The organism is Paraburkholderia rhizosphaerae (genome assembly GCF_004366595.1).
In the GTDB taxonomy this organism is placed as follows: domain Bacteria; phylum Pseudomonadota; class Gammaproteobacteria; order Burkholderiales; family Burkholderiaceae; genus Paraburkholderia; species Paraburkholderia rhizosphaerae.
On record NZ_SORE01000007.1, the window covers coordinates 291894 to 308555 of the forward strand.

The 16662-nt window shown below is 58.4% G+C and carries 15 protein-coding genes and 1 pseudogene; 4 read left to right on the top strand and 12 right to left on the bottom strand.

What is annotated here, in order from left to right; genetic code table 11:
* Positions 1–89: 89 nt before the first annotated feature.
* On the bottom strand, positions 90–422 hold the full coding sequence (locus tag BX592_RS12025; RefSeq protein WP_243849486.1) for a winged helix-turn-helix domain-containing protein: 333 nt from the start codon (positions 420–422) through the stop codon (positions 90–92).
* A gap of 351 nt (positions 423–773) precedes the next feature.
* Here BX592_RS12025 and BX592_RS12030 point away from each other — a divergent pair, with 351 nt between their 5' ends.
* Positions 774–1910: a porin gene (locus tag BX592_RS12030; RefSeq protein WP_134191985.1), complete on the top strand. Its 1137-nt coding sequence runs from the start codon at positions 774–776 to the stop codon at positions 1908–1910.
* 83 nt (positions 1911–1993) lie between these two features.
* Positions 1994–2146, top strand: a complete 153-nt coding sequence (locus BX592_RS12035; RefSeq protein ID WP_243849487.1) for a DUF3563 family protein — start codon at positions 1994–1996, stop codon at positions 2144–2146.
* Between the two features lie 69 nt (positions 2147–2215).
* Here the strand turns inward: BX592_RS12035 and BX592_RS12040 are convergent, their stop codons facing one another.
* Complete coding sequence (locus BX592_RS12040) at positions 2216–2611, bottom strand: DUF3597 domain-containing protein (protein WP_134192023.1); 396 nt, start codon at positions 2609–2611, stop codon at positions 2216–2218.
* A 197-nt stretch (positions 2612–2808) separates the two neighbouring features.
* Between BX592_RS12040 and BX592_RS12045 the strand changes: the two are divergent.
* Positions 2809–3936, top strand: a pseudogene (locus BX592_RS12045) (phytoene/squalene synthase family protein); the annotation flags it as partial.
* Between the two features lie 46 nt (positions 3937–3982).
* Here BX592_RS12045 and BX592_RS12050 read toward each other — a convergent pair.
* The 7 genes from BX592_RS12050 to BX592_RS12080 form a co-directional block, all read right to left on the bottom strand.
* Positions 3983–5236, bottom strand: coding sequence for a DUF3734 domain-containing protein (locus BX592_RS12050; protein ID WP_134191988.1), 1254 nt, complete (start codon positions 5234–5236; stop codon positions 3983–3985).
* 13 nt (positions 5237–5249) lie between these two features.
* Positions 5250–6032, bottom strand: a complete 783-nt coding sequence (locus BX592_RS12055) for a 3-hydroxybutyrate dehydrogenase (protein ID WP_134191989.1) — start codon at positions 6030–6032, stop codon at positions 5250–5252.
* Between the two features lie 21 nt (positions 6033–6053).
* The gene (locus BX592_RS12060; RefSeq protein WP_134191990.1) at positions 6054–6833 is read right to left on the bottom strand and encodes an acetoacetate decarboxylase; all 780 of its coding nucleotides are present in this window, start codon (positions 6831–6833) and stop codon (positions 6054–6056) included.
* A 283-nt stretch (positions 6834–7116) separates the two neighbouring features.
* The gene (locus BX592_RS12065) at positions 7117–7605 is read right to left on the bottom strand and encodes an SRPBCC family protein (protein WP_134191991.1); all 489 of its coding nucleotides are present in this window, start codon (positions 7603–7605) and stop codon (positions 7117–7119) included.
* Between the two features lie 179 nt (positions 7606–7784).
* The gene (locus BX592_RS12070; protein ID WP_243849488.1) at positions 7785–8837 is read right to left on the bottom strand and encodes an AraC family transcriptional regulator; all 1053 of its coding nucleotides are present in this window, start codon (positions 8835–8837) and stop codon (positions 7785–7787) included.
* 575 nt (positions 8838–9412) lie between these two features.
* Positions 9413–9868 carry a RidA family protein gene (locus BX592_RS12075; RefSeq protein WP_134191992.1) on the bottom strand — a complete coding sequence of 152 codons (456 nt, stop codon included), beginning with the start codon at positions 9866–9868 and terminating at the stop codon, positions 9413–9415.
* Between the two features lie 163 nt (positions 9869–10031).
* Positions 10032–10583 carry a carboxymuconolactone decarboxylase family protein gene (locus tag BX592_RS12080; RefSeq protein ID WP_134191993.1) on the bottom strand — a complete coding sequence of 184 codons (552 nt, stop codon included), beginning with the start codon at positions 10581–10583 and terminating at the stop codon, positions 10032–10034.
* Positions 10584–11154: 571 nt separating this feature from the next.
* On the opposite strand from BX592_RS12080, the gene BX592_RS12085 reads away from it, so the two are divergent.
* The gene (locus BX592_RS12085; RefSeq protein ID WP_134191994.1) at positions 11155–12126 is read left to right on the top strand and encodes an AraC family transcriptional regulator; all 972 of its coding nucleotides are present in this window, start codon (positions 11155–11157) and stop codon (positions 12124–12126) included.
* A 942-nt stretch (positions 12127–13068) separates the two neighbouring features.
* On the opposite strand, the gene BX592_RS12100 is transcribed toward BX592_RS12085, so the two are convergent.
* From BX592_RS12100 to BX592_RS12110, 3 genes are all read right to left on the bottom strand, one after another.
* Positions 13069–14835: a ShlB/FhaC/HecB family hemolysin secretion/activation protein gene (locus BX592_RS12100; protein ID WP_134191996.1), complete on the bottom strand. Its 1767-nt coding sequence runs from the start codon at positions 14833–14835 to the stop codon at positions 13069–13071.
* A gap of 174 nt (positions 14836–15009) precedes the next feature.
* The gene (locus tag BX592_RS12105) at positions 15010–15363 is read right to left on the bottom strand and encodes a hypothetical protein (RefSeq protein ID WP_134191997.1); all 354 of its coding nucleotides are present in this window, start codon (positions 15361–15363) and stop codon (positions 15010–15012) included.
* Between the two features lie 156 nt (positions 15364–15519).
* Positions 15520–16140, bottom strand: a complete 621-nt coding sequence (locus tag BX592_RS12110) for a hypothetical protein (RefSeq protein ID WP_134191998.1) — start codon at positions 16138–16140, stop codon at positions 15520–15522.
* Between the last annotated feature and the right edge of the window lie 522 nt (positions 16141–16662).

The window sequence follows — 16662 nt, forward strand, 5'->3', positions numbered from 1 at the left end:
GAGCCGCCCGAACAGCGTGTTGGGCCAGATGCGGGACCCAACGCACCGCCCAACGCGCAACGGCCAACGCAGTTTCATCGGCAAACGCTTCACGGCTCGTAAACGACGTCCGCCATCAGCATGTACCCCTCGTTGCGCACCGTGCGAATCAACGCCGCGCGCCGCGCCTCGTCTTTCAGGTGATGCCGCAGGCGGCCGATGCAGACGTCGATAGAACGGTCGAGCGGCGTGTGCTCCTTGCCGAACACATGATCGAGCAGAAACTCGCGCGATAGCGGCCGGTTCGGATGATCGAGCAGCGTGCGCAGCGTCCGGTAATCGGAGCCGCCCAGCGACACGACGACGCCGTCCGGCGACAACATCTGCTTCATCCGCGTATCGAGCCGCCAGCCCGCGAAACATCCGGCCACTAAAGTTGGCATCTCAAATAACAATCGTTCTCATTAATCGTATAGCATGTCGCTTTTCCGGACTTCACTTTCTACGCACGCGAATAGCCTGCGAAGCACGATTGCTTGCAGTGTTCTTACGGTTTTACCGGCCGTGAGTGCGTCGACCGATGTCCGATGGGGTGCTTTACGACAAGCATGACGCCGCTTTCGGCGACATGCGCAACGACTCGCGACGACTTCCACCGGGGATAGCCAGCCGGCCGCCACGCGCGGCCCAGCCAGCCCGGCTGTCACGCCTGCCAGATGCAACGCCGCCGCGCGCCGGGCTAACCCCGAGCGCGTGGGCTTGCATGTGATCCGGGCGCTATCAACGGGGAATGGATGAAACACACTCTGATCGTCGCGGCCTGCGCGGCGGGTTACGCGTGCCACGCGGACGCGCAACCGGCAGTCGCGCTGTACGGGCTGATCGACACGGGCATTTTGTATGTCGACAACGCCAAGGGCCATACCGCGTGGCAGGCGGCGAGCGGTGACGTGACCGGCAGCCACTGGGGCCTCGTCGGCCGCGAAGACCTCAGCGGCGGAACGAAGGCGGTATTCGAACTCGAAAACGGCTTTAGCGCGACGAACGGCACCGCGCGTCAGGGCGGGCGGCTGTTCGGCTACCAGGCGTATGCGGGCGTGTCGAATACGCGCCTGGGCACTGTGACGCTCGGCCGTCAGTACGACTCGGTGGTCGATTACCTTGCGGCGCTGAGCTTCACTGGCATTCATCCGGGCGGCAATAATCTGTCGGCGCATCCGTACGACAACGACAATCTGAACAACTCGTTCCGCGTGAACAATTCGATCAAATACGCGAGCGTGAATTATGCGGGCCTGAAATTCGGCGCGCTGTATGGCTTCTCGAACGACACCGGCTTCGACAATAACCGGCTCTACAGCTTCGGCGCGTCATACGGCGCCGGTCCGGTGTCGCTTGGCGCCGGCTTCCTGCAGGCGAATAACGGCGGCGGCGGCAACACGAATGGTGCGATCACGCTGACTGATCGCACGTTTATCGCGGCGCTGCAACGCACGTATGGAGCAGGCGCCGCCTATGCATTCGGGCCGGCGCGGGTCGGCATGGTGTGGACGCGCACGCAACTGGGCGGGCTCGATACGATCAACGGCCCGAATAGCCTCGGGCTCCTGCAAAACGGTCAAGGCGCGTGCTTCAGCAACTACGAAATCAACGGGAGCTACCTGATCACGCCGATGTTCAGTGTAACCGGCGAGTACACGTTCACGGATGGCGCGCTTTCAACCGCTAGCGGTTCGCATCATCCGAAGTGGAACGAGGTGTCGGTGCAGGCGGACTACCTGTTTTCCAAGCGGACCGACGTCTATCTGCAGACGAGTTATCAGCATATCGATAGCGACGGCTCCGGTCTGACGGCGAATATCGCGAGCCAGAGCCCTTCGTCGAACGATCAGCAACTGGTGGTTGCGGTCGGCCTGCGGCATCGGTTTTAAGCGGGCCTCATTTTCTGCTCATTTTCAGCCGATACGATACGTCTCCATGGAAGCGCGTCACACCTCACTCACTGGAGACGATCATGTTCGCATACCTCATCGAAACGATTGGCAACTGGTTCGACCGCAATGAGCAGCGCGAGTTGGACCGCTATCTGGAAGGGTCGACAGACCTTGGCGAAGTCGAACGCCGTATGCGCCATTACGATGCGCGCGGCTTCGCGAGCAATCTTTAAGCTCCAGGCTTCGAGCCTCGGGCTTCACGCTTCAAGCGGCGCGCATCGGAAGGCGCGCCGCTTTGCGTTTTAGTTCTTCAGATCATCCGGCACCTTGCCGCCATTTTCCGCCAGCTTTGTCATCACCTGCTTGTGCAGCCAGACATTCATCGACGCAGAGTCGTTCGTGTCGCCGGAGAATTTCAATTCCTCGGCCAATTGTTTGCGCGCTGTGAGGCTGCTGTCGAGGTTAAGCAGCTTCATCAGATCGACGATCGACGTACGCCAGTTCAGCGTTTCCGAGCGCTGCTGTGCGAGGCCTGTCAGAACCGCTTCGACATCGACCGGCTCGGCGGCCGCCGCTGCGGGTGCTGCCGAACCGCCTGCGGGCGCCGCGGCGACGGGAGCCCCAATGGGGTCCGCTGCCTTCGTGGCTGGGTGACTACCTGGGAATATCTTGCTGAGAATCGTGCTGAAAATGCCCATGACTTTCTCCGCGAAGTGAAGGTGGCAATCTGCTGGAGCACCCGTCATGCCTGAGCACTGAGTGCGCGCGGGGGGGCACATGCGGAATAGGTGTTGGCCGTATGCGCGCGCGACATGGCCGGGATTCCAAGCATAGGCGATGATTTCCATGCCTCGGTGACGAAATCGTGTCGTCGCGACTGACGAATCGGGCCGCGTGCGCAACCTCACGCCGGTTTGCCGTATACAATGCGGCAGCCTTTAATCCGACACGCGTCCATTCGACTCCGCTTATGCCCAACACGACCCGGGCCTTTCTGCTCGGCCCGCTTCTGAAAGGTGTTTCGCGTTCGTTCTATCTGACCTTGCGCGTGCTGCCGACCGGCATGCGCGACCCGATCGGTGTTGCGTATCTGCTGGCGCGCGCCGCCGATACGATTGCGGACACATCGATCGTGCCGCCTGCCGAGCGGCTTACGCTGCTGCTGTCGCTGCGCGCCGCGGTGAACGGCGCGTCGGATCAGAGTGCGCAATTGCAGCGCATTGCCGGACAGCTCGCCGGGCAACAGACTCAATCGGACGAGAAGGTGCTGCTCGAATCGCTCGAGCCGGCGCTCGCGATTCTGCCGCAACTGGCCGATGACGACCGTCACGCGGTCCGCGAAATCGTCACGACGCTGACTGAAGGCATGGAATTCGACCTGCGCACGTTTCCCGACGAACAGTCGGGCCGTCTCGTTGCGCTACGCGAATTGAGTGAACTGGACCTGTACACGTACCAGGTCGCCGGCTGCGTCGGCGAGTTCTGGACGAAGATGACGTATGCCCACTTGCCGGGCACGCTGACCGAAGCCGAGCCGGCGATGATCGCCCGCGGCGTGCGCTTCGGCAAAGCGCTGCAGTTGACCAATGTGCTGCGCGATTGCGGCAAGGATCTGCGAATCGGCCGCTGCTATTTACCGTCCGTGCTGCTCGAGCGTTACATCCTGACGCCGCGCGATCTGCTCGAACCTGGCGCGTCGTTGCGTGCACAACCGTTAATGCGCGAACTGGTCGGCCACGCGCTTGATCACTATCGTGCAGCGGTCGACTATACGCTCGCGATTCCCGCGCGCGCGGTTCGTTTGCGGCTCGCATGTGTATGGCCGATCGTGATCGGACTCGAAACGCTGGAACTGCTGGTTACGAACCCGGCATGGCTCGAACCCGGACGCGCGTCGAAGATCAAACGCGGCGACGTCTATCGGATACTCGCGCGATCGATACCGACGGTGGCGTCGAATGCGTTGCTGCGCGGATGGATGGAGCGACTCATTGCGCGCGTCGACCTGCAGCGGCGCAGTTGAAGCAAACACCGATGCCGGCTTGAAGCAGCCGGCATCGGCGCGCCGCTCACGCGGCCTCTTCTTTCTTCGAATCTTCACGCAGTTCGAGCAGGTCCTTGTCCGACGATGGCATCTTGCCTTGCGGACGATGCACATCGTGCGTGATGAACCCGATATCGCGGCTCGGCACATCGAACCAGTCGCGATGCGAAAACGAATCGCGAATATCTTCGAGCCCGCTTTCCCAGTGCTCTTTCATCGTATCGACGCTGAACTCGTAGTCCTTGTAGTGCCCTTCATACGACTTGTTCTTATAAATGAGGTGCACCACATTGATCGCGCTGCCGTCGGCGAGCTTCTGCGCGTGCCGGAACAGCGGGTCGGCCTTAATGACCGACGACGGCACGTGCTTCAGCAATTCCTTGATAAAGCATGCGTTGCGCTGGCGCTCCGCAAGCATGTTCGTGATCGCGCGAGTCCGGCTCGAATACTGGATGTCTTTCGCGCGCTCCGACACGTCAAGAAAATCACCCGGTAAATTGCCTTGCGCGCTCCACAAGTCGACCTGAAACACGAGTGTGTCTTTCTGCTCCGAGTCGCGTAGCACTTCGGTCAGCGGCGTATTCGACACGAGGCCGCCATCCCAGTAGAACTCGCCATCGATCTCGACCGCCGGAAAGCCCGGCGGCAATGCGCCTGACGCCATGAAATGCTCGGGCGTCAAACGCGTCTTGCGATTGACGAAGCTGGTCAGGTTGCCGGTGCGAACGTTGACCGCGCCGACCGACACGCAGATGTCGCCATCGTTGATGCGGTCGAAGTCGGCGAACGCCAGCAGCGTCTCTTTCAACGCGGCCGTGTTGTAGTAGCTGACCTGGTTCGGGGTCACCTTCTCGAAGCCGGCGAGCGGCAACGGAAAACGCGGGGCAAAAAAGCCCGGCTGACCTTCGGTCAGCGCGCGCGTCGCCGCGAACATGCTCGCCCATCGGCGCGTGAGGTCGTGCTGCTCGAGACCCGGCAACGCCCACGCGCTCCAGTTACCGATCCAGCCACGCGGATGGCAGATCGCATCCCAGAACCCTTGCAATGCGTCGACGCGCTTTTCCGGCGGATTGCCCGCAATAATCGCGGTATTCAATGCGCCGATCGATACGCCGGCAATCCGGTGCGGATGAACACCCGCTTCGGCCAGGCCCTGATAAACACCCGCCTGGTAAGAACCGAGCGCGCCGCCGCCTTGCAGCACCAGCGCAATCTCGTCATAGCGCGGCAGCACGAACGCGCCGGGCTGCCGCGCCGGCTTGTTGGTTTCGCTGCTCATGCATGCCCCCTTATCACTGCATATACCAGCCGTGGCTGACGACGATCGACTGTCCGGTCAGCGCGGCCGATTCGAAACCCGCGAGGAATGCGACGGTATTCGCGACGTCGTCGACTGTGGTGAATTCGCCGTCGACCGTATCGCCAAGCATCACGTGCTTGATCACTTCCTCTTCGGAGATGCCGAGTTCTTTGGCCTGCTCAGGAATCTGCTTGTCGACGAGCGGCGTGCGCACGAAGCCCGGGCACACGACATTCGCACGGACGCCGCGCGGACCGCCCTCTTTCGCGACCACGCGCGCAAGACCGAGCAGACCGTGCTTCGCCGTGACATATGCGGACTTGAGCTTCGATGCTTCGTGCGAATGCACCGAGCCCATATAGATGATCGAGCCGCCGCGGCCACCGCTGTACATATGGCGGATGGCCGCTTTGGTCGTCAGGAACGCGCCGTCCAGATGCACGGCGAGCATTTTCTTCCAGTCCGCGAATGCGTAGTTTTCGATCGGGTTGACGATCTGGATACCGGCATTCGACACCAGTACATCGATACCGCCGAATTTTTCAGCTGCTGCGTCGATGCCGCGATTCACCGCGTCTTCGTCGACTACGTTCATTTCGACTGCGAACGCGCTGCCGCCACCATCGTTGATGCTGGTTGCAACCTGCTGTGCGTTCTTCAGCGAAAGATCGGCAATGACCACTTTCGCACCTTGCGCGGCGAGCTTGCGCGCGCACTGCTCGCCAATGCCGCTTGCCGCGCCGGTTACGACGGCCACCTTGTTGTTCAACGACATATCACGATCCTCGTTCGGAAGTTACTGGTTTGCTGCGGGCTTTAGCGTGTCGACCGCGGCCAGATAGTCGAATGCGACTTCGCCGATATCGAGTGTCAGGTCCGCAATCAGGTGACGCGCACCGATCACGCGACGCACGGGGAGATCGGCGACGGGCGCGAGCGCGTGCGGACGCAATTCGAGTGCGGCGGGTCCGCTCCATGCGCCGTACACGGTGACATCGCGCAAGAAAAAGCGCACCAGTTCGCAAACGCGCGCGGTGCCATCGACGTGCGGAAGGACCTTCAGCAGATAGTTCGGCGTTTCACCGAGCTTGCGGCGTTCGCCTTCGGCGTCGCAGAAGTTGTGCTTGTAGCCCATCGTGCCGGTGGCAATGCGTTGGGTGCCGTAATCGAGCGTGCCGAGCAGCGTGTCGTTGCCGTCGACCGAAATGCGAGGGCGCGCGAGTTTCTTCGGGAAACCCCAGATTTCGCGGCCGCCGGCAATCGGGCCTTCGTCATCGAGATACATCGCGTGCGTGTAGTTGCCGATTCTGCCCTGCGGATCGCGCACCGAAATGACCTGACCGCTTTCGGTGTAATCACCGAAACCGGACGAGTCAGGCATGCGGATAAATTCGTAGTGGACGAGATTGTCGACCGGCTGCAGCGGCTCGGGCACCGCGGCGCGCAATGCGTCGGGATCCGATTCGTATGAAATGATGAAGTACTCCCGGTTCCTGTAGCGGAACGGCGGGCGTGGATACGCCGGATTATGAACAGGCATCGCAAAGGCGGCTTTGCGAATCGAATCAATGTCCATCGGGTCCTCTCCTTGTGGGTTTGGCGTGCGTGGCGCACATCCGGCATCGTAAAGGAACGCGTGGCGATACTGCTCTCAGTTTGCAAAAAAATACATTGATGCTTTTGCAACATTCCGAGCTCGATTTCGCACTTCAATGTAAGGTCGATGTGTTAATTGCGCGTGTCTGTGCGGGTGCGCGACGGGTATGCGGTTCGACTACCCAACGCGGTTTATCGATGGCACTTGGGGAAAAATCTGACAGCTGCGGAGCGACTTATTCAGGAACGCGAACATCGAAGTGTCATGAGCGGTGTTCGATACTGATCAGTTTTGCATCGAGTAATCGCGCGAGCGCCAGCCCCCCTTCGCGCATCACGAAATCGTGATTCCATTGGAAGAGCGGCTTGGCTAGCGGCGCGAAAAGGTTCATCCAGCCGCGTCGCGTGCGGACGCGCCATTCGTAACGCACTACTGTGATGCCCTGGTCGGTTGTGAAGCGCCAGCGGCCTATGCCTTCCAGATCGCCGCTTGCAATGCCTTCGAGGGCGACCAACGGCTCGATGCGGGTGACGCGGATGTTGAAGACTACGCGGTAGGGAAGTCGGCCCTTCCATGTATAGCGTTGCAGCGAGCCGATGCCGTCGGTTGAGCCTGCTTCGAGTTCCGCGACCTGTTCGACATTTTTCCACCAGTCGGGCCAGTGGGCGGAGTCGTGAATGGCGGTCCACACTGCCTGGAGGGGGGCTTCAAGACGCCAGATGGTGGCGAGATGATATTCGTCGGGTTGCATGCGGGAGTCTCATTGGTTATCGACTGCGTCATCGAGGGCGCAGTTGGAACAGCCCCTGAAGCCGCGTTCCTAGACCTGGCAATACAACATTGTCTTCCTATGCGCGCGCGGATGTTCGTAGAGTACGGCGGCCATACTGTTCGCGCAAACCCATTGGACGACGCAGGGACGGCAGCTTTTCAATCGGACTCCGGATTTTCCGAGACCGATGCTTCCGCATCCGCGAGCCGGCGTGAGTCGCGTGGTGGATACCCAAATTGTGCTTTGAATGCACGACTGAACGCCGCCTCGGATCCGTATCCCGCGGTTTGCGCGACCTCCATCACTTTCAGCTTTCCTGCGCGCAGCAGATCAGCCGCCACGGTCAGGCGCCAGCGCGTCACATATCGCAATGGCGGTACACCCACAGAAGCCGTAAACCGGTCCGAAAAATTGGACCGGGACATCGCCGCGATCTCTGCGAGTGACTCAACTGTCCACCCGTGAGCAGGATTCAGATGAATCGCGTTCAATGCACGCCCGATCCTCTCGTCCCTCAATCCGAAGAGTCCATCCAGACGCTTTCCACGGCCGTTGATCCATGTGCACAACGTCCGAATAACAAGGAGATCTATAAGAAGCGAGATGAGAATAGAAGATCCGGGCCCAGCAGTGATAGCTTCGTCGATCAGAAACCGGGAAATGGCATCCAGCCATTGCGGAATCCGGCCATTATGGCACTTGATATGAATTAACCTGGGAAGGCCCACGATAAAGGAACCTGGAGGGCCGGTATCAAAATGGAACGCACATGCAAGAAAGCGGCCAACGATGTCGGAATTCGCCGCCCATCGCACGTTTTGCGTTTGATGCCCAGCGCGGAACGAGATTTTCGCTTTCAGGACGCGCGTTCCTTCGCTGCTACTTCCGTCCTGGAGCGTAAATCCATCTGCATGTAGCGAAAGAACTGAGTCGCCAGCCTGCAATAACAAGGGGCCGCCCTCGCGCGGCACAAGCACTGCTTCGCCATCGCGCAAGTGAAGAAAGCTTGCCCTGCCGGGCGGGAATATCACTTCGCCGAGCGCTCCCAATTCACCATCGATGACAGCATGCCCTCGCAAACGAACCAGTCTGAGCACTTGAGATAACGCGTCGCCTTGCTCTTCTATCGTGTCAGGATATCCGACTTCAGCAAAGGTCGATCGATCGACTACCCTGTTTCTGGATTTCTGCGCTTTCTTCGAGTCTTTCACAATGACTTTTTCATTTATACTCGCGATCCCATCAGACTTAAAGCAATGCGCCTAATAGGTTTCGCGATTATCCGGGCACCGCGTCATAATGAAGTGGACGTCCTTCTTTCCATAATGACCCGACGTGAGTCGTGCCTCAGATGAAAGAGTGAAAAACTTCACCTCTTCATCAAGGAGGATATGAACAAAACCGGATCGAACAGGCGACTGCGTGATTTATGCCCGTTCTATTGCTTGATGCCTTTGCCCAATGAATCACTCAGCCACTTTAGAGAAAGTGTCGGGCACTGGCCATATCGCGGCGTCCGGTATGCATGATCTATCGTCCGCCGTCAGTGCCGGTGAACAGGATCGCCGTCAGCCGGATCCTTCGTGATGAATGTCTGAACGCGCACCGGTTCGGAGTCTTTAGCGCACGCCAGCGAGCAGAATGAACAGCGCCGTGCCGAATACCACGCGACGATAGCCGCCCACGCGCGGCTCCCTGGACCTATCACCTGCCGGCTACGAACCACACGCCGACGACTAACCGCGTACGCCAAGACTTCCTGGCAAAAAGGCCGGAGGCTGGTCCATCACGCTTTTATTTCGAAGATGCTGTCGATCTCGACTGGAATGCCCATTGGCAACGTATAGACGCCCAATGCGCTGCGCGCGGGGAGCTTGTCCGTGTCGAACAGTTCGTGCAGCAGGTCGCTCGCACCATTGGCCACCTGCGGATGCTGCGTGAACGACGCCTCGGCGCGCACATACACGGTGAGCCGGCTGCAGCGATCGATTCTGTCGAGCCCGTATTCGTCTTCGATGCACGACAGGATCATCAGCATCGTCAAGCGCGCCGCGCGCTGCGCGGCTTCGAGCGATAGGTCCGCGCCGACGATTCCGACGATCGGCTTGCCGTTTTCGAACGGTCCGAGCCCCGACACATACAACTGATTGCCCGATATCGACACGGTGCGATATGAGCCAAGCGGGCGGATCGGTGGGGGCAGTTCAACCCCGAGTCGGGACAAACGGGAGGAAAGATCCATAGCGGGCTCCAGATGGAATGGTGGCAAATGTGCCCCGTAATCTTTAACGGGACGCTTATCACACTGAACACCAACTTGCAGTGCATTATTCCGGTTTCGTACTAAACGGTCATGATGCCGCTTCGCCGAGACCCTGTGCCGGAAAGCATTCACGCGTCGCGCCTTAAGCGTCCTGATGCCGCGCCACGGCAGGAAAGTCGATCGCCGTTTTCGCGGCGATGTTGGTGTAATTCGTGAAGACGCTCAGCGCGACATGCAGAACTATCTCAATGATATCTGCGTCGGTATAGCCGGCGCCCTTAACGGATCTCACATCGGCTTCTGATACGCGACCGCGGTTCAGTGCAAGTCTTGCTGCGAATTGCACGGCGATGTCTGCTTTCGCGTCATTTGAACGCCCGCTACGATTTGCGGTGATTTCCGCATCATCGAGGTTTGCCAGATTTTTCCCGAGATAGGCATGCGCGGACAAACAGTAGTCACAGCCATTGATCTCAGCGATAGCGAGCGCGATGCGCTCACCTGTCTGCGCGGACAGCGTGCCCTTGGAAAGCGCTTTGGACAGGTTCAGGTACCCTTCAAGTGCCGATGGGCTGTTCGATACCAGACGAAACAGGTTTGGGACGGTACCGAACCTCTTCTCAATGGCTTCCAGAAGAGGCCGTGACGCAGCGGGCGCGTCAGCAATGGTGGCAGGGACGGAGATATTGGACATCGGAGCTTTCCTTATGGGTAGTGCTGTCGGAATCGGGCGATGATTTAAATCCATCGTGTAACAGCGTCTAACAAACTTATATGCATCTGAAACACAACTTTTAATCCGCGTTGACAAGATACGTTCAATACGCCGAATGGCAATTTTTCATCTTCAGCTCAAGGCACCCAAATGCACGAACTGCAACGCCTTTCGCTCCCTGTATGCGAAATGACTACGGTTTAGCTACTCTAGCCCTGCTTGCACTTGACGGCCATGTTTTAGAGTCCGATTTCCATGATCATTCGTCCTTTTCCCGGATTTTCATTTCAACGTTTTCAAGTTGCGTAGCGATCCAGATCAGTTCTTTTCTTTTCTGGAAAAGGTGAACCCGGGAAATGACAGTCGTTTTATCTGTGGTCGGACGCATGCGCAACCGTGCGCTTCTCAGGTGCGGTTTTGCGAGCGCCAGCGCACCGGAAGGTCAGGGTCCATTCGTCGATCCCCTCGCATAAATCCAACGCTATACTCGGTGGCTATAGCTCACATCCTGTTCAGCATTTACTTGCAAGTGCCCTCCGTGGAGCAGTCCATGCGCGTCGAAGAATCTGACGTTTTGTCCCAGGTACTCAGGCTGATCCGTCTTCGAGGTGACCGCGTTTTTCGCGGAGAAGTGGGCGTCGCTACGGAGGTCACCTTTCAAGCGGGTCCTGCCAGTTTTTTGCATCTTCGCTCCGGAGAACTGCTGGTCTCTCAACACGGAGGTGAAGCGGTGCTATTGCGACCGGGGGACTTCGTTCTTCTACCGCACGCCAATGGACATACGGTCCAAAGCGGAGCTGCCCGCAAGGCACAGCACCGTTTCGATGAAGACACGTACAGCACGATAAAGACAGAGCCTCGCACTTCCAGATGGGCTACCGATGATGAAACTGCAGGATGCTTCCTCGCCGGGTCATTCTATTTTGATGGAGCGCCTTTGAGATCCTTACTCACGGGCCTTCCAGGGCTTATCCATCTGACGTGTGACAGAGCAAGCGAACCGCCCTGGCTTGCCGCCATTACAAATTTCCTGGACGTTGAATCACGTAGTGCCGGGCCCGGAGCCTCGCTGATGGTTTCGCGGCTCATCGATCTGCTTGTTATCCGCACACTTCGCATGTGGGTCAGCAAGCAGGGTAACCGGGCTGGATGGCTGTCGGGGCTCAGCGACGAGCGCATTGGACGAGCACTGAACGCAATGCACATGGAACCATCCCGCGCCTGGACCGTGGAGTCGCTCGCGGAAACTGCGTCGATGTCACGTTCGATTTTTTCGGATCGTTTTACGTCGGTGGTCGGTGTACCACCGCTGCGCTATTTGACCCGGTGGCGATTGACGTTGGCGGCCGACTTGTTACGGACCGGAACCGTCAAAGTCACGGACGTGGCTTTTAGTGCGGGCTATGGTTCGGAAGCCGCGTTTAGCCGCGCTTTTAAGGCGCAGTTCGGGTATCCGCCCAGTGACGCACATCGCGTCACCAAAGGTTCTGTTTTTCACGCCCGAAGTTCCGATATGGCTTGATACGCTTTTGGCACCCTGCAATACACGTATGCAAGTGAGTTTGCGAACAGGTCATACGCCGTTCCTTACCGACCCGGACGGTCTTGCAAATGCAATCGAGGCCGCTGCGAAGTAAAACCGTTAGGACCGGAATGGGAAAGCGTTGACCCGGGTTTCCCTCCGGCATTCATTGATCCTCATTCGATTCGAAGCGCAACATGCGCTATCAGCAAGGCTTGCAAACCGGCAGCGTCGTGCGGATTCGGGTTTCCAAATGCAAACGCCTGTCGGCGACCGTTCGGATCCGAAATCATGTCACATTCGAACGCAAAAGGCTCGTCGCCCGAACCGATCGCCAATCCGGCTATGCAACGTGACTTCGACCAATGAAGATTGTCATTGCGTGAGCCGGGCATCACTATGGGTATCGCTGGTTGCGATGCCCGGGCTTGAGAAGCCAATGCGCGATGTCGTTCGCTCGCCAACGGCGCTGTCAAGACACTTAACGGTAAAACCGACCAGCCACGAGCCGCCCCATCTATGTATTCAGAAAACCCAGTGCGCTGCTGACAAACGCATGCCGTAACAACGATTCAAAGATAAGCGCTTGATCGTTCCGCGGCCATCTCTTCTTCTCCGGAATTCATGATGTATCGTCCAGATCTTTTTCTTGAGCGGTGCGCGAGGAGCGGCGCTGCTTAAGGTCTAATCCGCTGACGATGTGATCGCTGCCGTGGAATCGCTGGGCATCGGCTTTGTTGCTTACAGTCCGCCAGGGAAGGGCTTTCTAACCGGAGCCGTTCAGACCGATACCCGGTTTCACACGAAAACGACTTCTGTGCTTAATTTGCCGCGTTTTTCTGTAGCCGATCGAGTTGCAAATCTTGCGCTCGTCGAGTCGCTCAAGGCGTTTAGTGCGCAACAATCGCTCAGATCGCGCTCGCGTGGCTACGCCAACAAAATCTAGAACTGCGCGGTCAACTGAAACCCCACCGTCACGCGTGCCGTTGGAAATCCCGCAGGCTTATAGATCGGCGTACCCGCAAACACCTCATATCCGAAGCCCGCAAACCGTGACGGCACGCTACCGCGAACACCGATCACCGCACCGACCAGTTGAGTCCCCGCAAGAAACTCGGTATTCGGGCCGAACACGCGCCCGTAGTCGACACCAGCGAACAGCGCCTGCCCCGTCTGTCCAATCGAATACTGCAATTCGTTGCGCCAGTAAAAGCCCTTCTCCGCTCCAAGCAGATTCTCGCCATCGAAGCCGCGCACGGTGTAGCGGCTGCCGATCGTCAGATCATCGATGAAGAACAGCGTGTCGTTCGTGAACTGTCCATGTACGGTCGCAACGTAACGGAAGTTCTGGTTAGCGATCTTAAACGGCGCCGACAGGTTCGCGTCGAGCACGGCCATGTGGTAGCGATAGGTTGGACCATCCGGGAACGGATCCGGCGTGGCGCCCAGTCCGCCGACACCCTGACGGTACGCGAGCGTGCCATCGAACTGCGCCGCACCGAAGTAGTGGCGATCAGTCAGGCCAGCTTCGATAAATGTATTGTTGCGCTTCTGCGCCTCGATACTGGTGTCGTCAATGAAGCTCTCGCCAAAGCGCTTCGACAGCTGGAATTCCACACCGAATACGTCGCTCTGGCCGCGCGAGAGCACGCGCGCCAGCCGTAATGCGGCTGTCTGCGAGTTGCCGCTCGACACGAACGTCTGATTTACGCCGGCGATCTGCTGGTAGTACGTGTTGGAGTTGCCCGACAGCGTCGCGGTCCAGTAGCCCCATGGCACCGAGTAGGAACCGTTGAAGCCATGCGTGCCCAGTCCCTTGTCACCGAATTCGAGGTCCTGCGTTGCTCCAAGCGCGAGTACATCGTTGATGCCCAGAGGATTATCGAGGCCAACGCCCAGGTTGCCTTGCAGTTTGCCCGTGGCGCGCGTGCCGGAGTTGTCGATGGATGCGACGACGCTCCACGGTTTCGTGCGCTTCACTGCGATCAGGACGTCGCTCTCGCCCGGTGCCGTGGTCGGCTGGATTTTCATGTCGACGTCCTGGCTCGCTACGCGCTTCATCTGCTCGAGCCCCTGCTCGAGGTCACGCAGGTTCAGCAGGTCGCCGTCGCGCGCGGGGAATGCGGATTTCCACGTGCCACGAATTCTGGAGCCGTCAGCGGTATCGGCGAATTGCAGATGCCGGACGACGCCGGGTACGAGCGCGAGTGTCAATGTACCCGTCGACACGTCCTGTTCCGGTAGCAGCACGCGTGTGGTGACGTAGCCGCGGCTCAATATGGCTTGCTGCACGCCCTTCGTCAGGATGTCGAATCCTTGCTTGCCGATACATCGACCTCGGTAGTGGTCAAGCCATTCGCGTGCGAAGGCGAAACGATCAAGCGGCAACGCCGATTCGCCTTGCTTGCGGATCGCATCGGGCAGTGTCGCGGGCACGTCGAGGTTGAACGTGTCGATGCGAAAACACGGGGTTTCCGCAGGCAACGTGGGAAAGCCCTCTTTCTGCGGCACGGCGGAACGCACGGCGGGCGCATCGACTGTCTGTGCGCGTTGCTGCGCGTCGCGCTGCTGCTGAATCTGCTGGTTCTGCTCGGCGTTCGCGCGCGCGGCCGCTGCGGCGTCTGCAGGCGTCGGCGCCTGTTGGGCGTGGCCCCCGATTGATACCAGGGCTGTGAGCGGCAGTGCCGCCAGCCTCTTTGTGATGCTCATTAATTTAATCCCTGATCTTGCTTGTCGCGCGGCGAGCGCGGGTTTGGGCGTCGCCGTGATGCTTGTTCTGTTGTACTTGCCTGGATTCAGGATGAAACGTCAGCGGCGGCTGCCGAAGCGATGGTAGTTAGCTTCGGCGGCTTGACGCGAACGCGTCGACGTGCGCGACGTGAATCAACCGCGATGAGATTCCAGCTCGATCTTCTTCAGGATTCCGGTTTTTTCGTCGAAGTAGAAATCTGCGTGCTTTTTTTCACCCGTTTGCACAGCCACTACCGCCACCACCAGGTGCGCGCTCGATCGGTATGAATAGGTCCATATTTCCATGGTGCCTGCACTTACTTTTCTATCGGGCGGACCGAACTGCAGAGCGACCTCATCTCTTGTCGCCACGTCAGGTACGAATTGTTGAGTCAACGACTCCTGCGTAGCCTTTTCAAGCTTTTGATTCCCAGTGGTCTCCCCTGCGTTGAATGCACAACCTGTTAGTGCCGCGACAGCACATACTGCGATCAACTTGCGAAACATGTGAATTCCCCGATTTACGTTTGATTGACGATAAAACTTTTCTGGACACTTCTACTTCTTCGACTGCGTTGACGGAGAGATCGCCGCGCTTTTCGGATGGGTACGATGTCTTGTTCGGACTGTGCGGCGTATAAGCGATGACTTGCCCCTCCACCCTTACCTATCCGACGAGCATTTCGGCGCTACCGACATAGGCGTGATCAAATCGAGTCCCTGTCCATCGATCTGCTTTGCCACAATCGAGCACTGACGTCCTTGACCCTCCAGGTACACGTCGTAGTCATGTCCCGCTTCTGGCGTGAGCACCATCGATGACGGAACGCATCGTCGCGTCGTGCCGTATTGCCCGCTGTCGACCACCCATCCCATCGAATACGTGATCGGCTGTCCGGCTGGAGCCACGTATTCACGCACCATCGTTTTCCCGACCAGGCCATCGGGACGCATCCACGGACGCGGGCTGAGTGGCATGCCGATCACCACGCTACGTGTGGAGTAACGGAAGCTGCCGGCCAAGCCGTCATCCACCCGCGTGCCATCGAAATCAAGAAACGACCGGAAGCAGCTGCCGGATCGGAAAATTGCGTATGGTCGATTGTTCTCGGACGAAAGCACGCGAATGCGGGCGGATGTTGATGGGTTGTAGGTTGGTGTTTCGGTCTCTACATTGTGCGTTGGTTCTGGCAGGAGTGCGCAGGAGGAAAGGCTAATGGTCAAAGCCAAGGCTGTGATCATTCGATTTTGACAATTGATAACGCTGATTTTAGAGATGTTCAATTCGAGTATTCCAAATTGGCTGACGGCAAGCCACCGATATAGGACCTTGGGTTACGAGGGCGTGGCCGATCTTTTCTGCCCGCTATTCACTCAGGGACGGGACTATCGCCTCGTCGGATGGAATAGATAGATAGCTCCTGCAATGACGATAAACACTACCAGCACAACAACAAGCAAATTTCGCCATCCCCTGCGCGTTGTCGGAAGATCGCTTAGGCTCGCCCCCGAGCCCATAACTGCACTGAGGACTGCGAGGACGATAGCCAGTAGTACAACAATTACCAATGTTCCTTTGGAAATTGCACCAAAAAGCAATTCAGCAAAACGACTGAGCCTCGTGGAGCGCCGCGGCCCGACCGATGGGCGACGAAATTCAGGATGTTTGTTCGAGAACATGCGGTTTATCCAGATGCAGTTGCCTGTTGTTGGACCTATCCGTGATTTCGTGGGCGAGGCATATCATGAGCGATAAAAATCATGGATATGCCAATGAAGAAGAAACGCACGGTGGCGTCTCAGGCA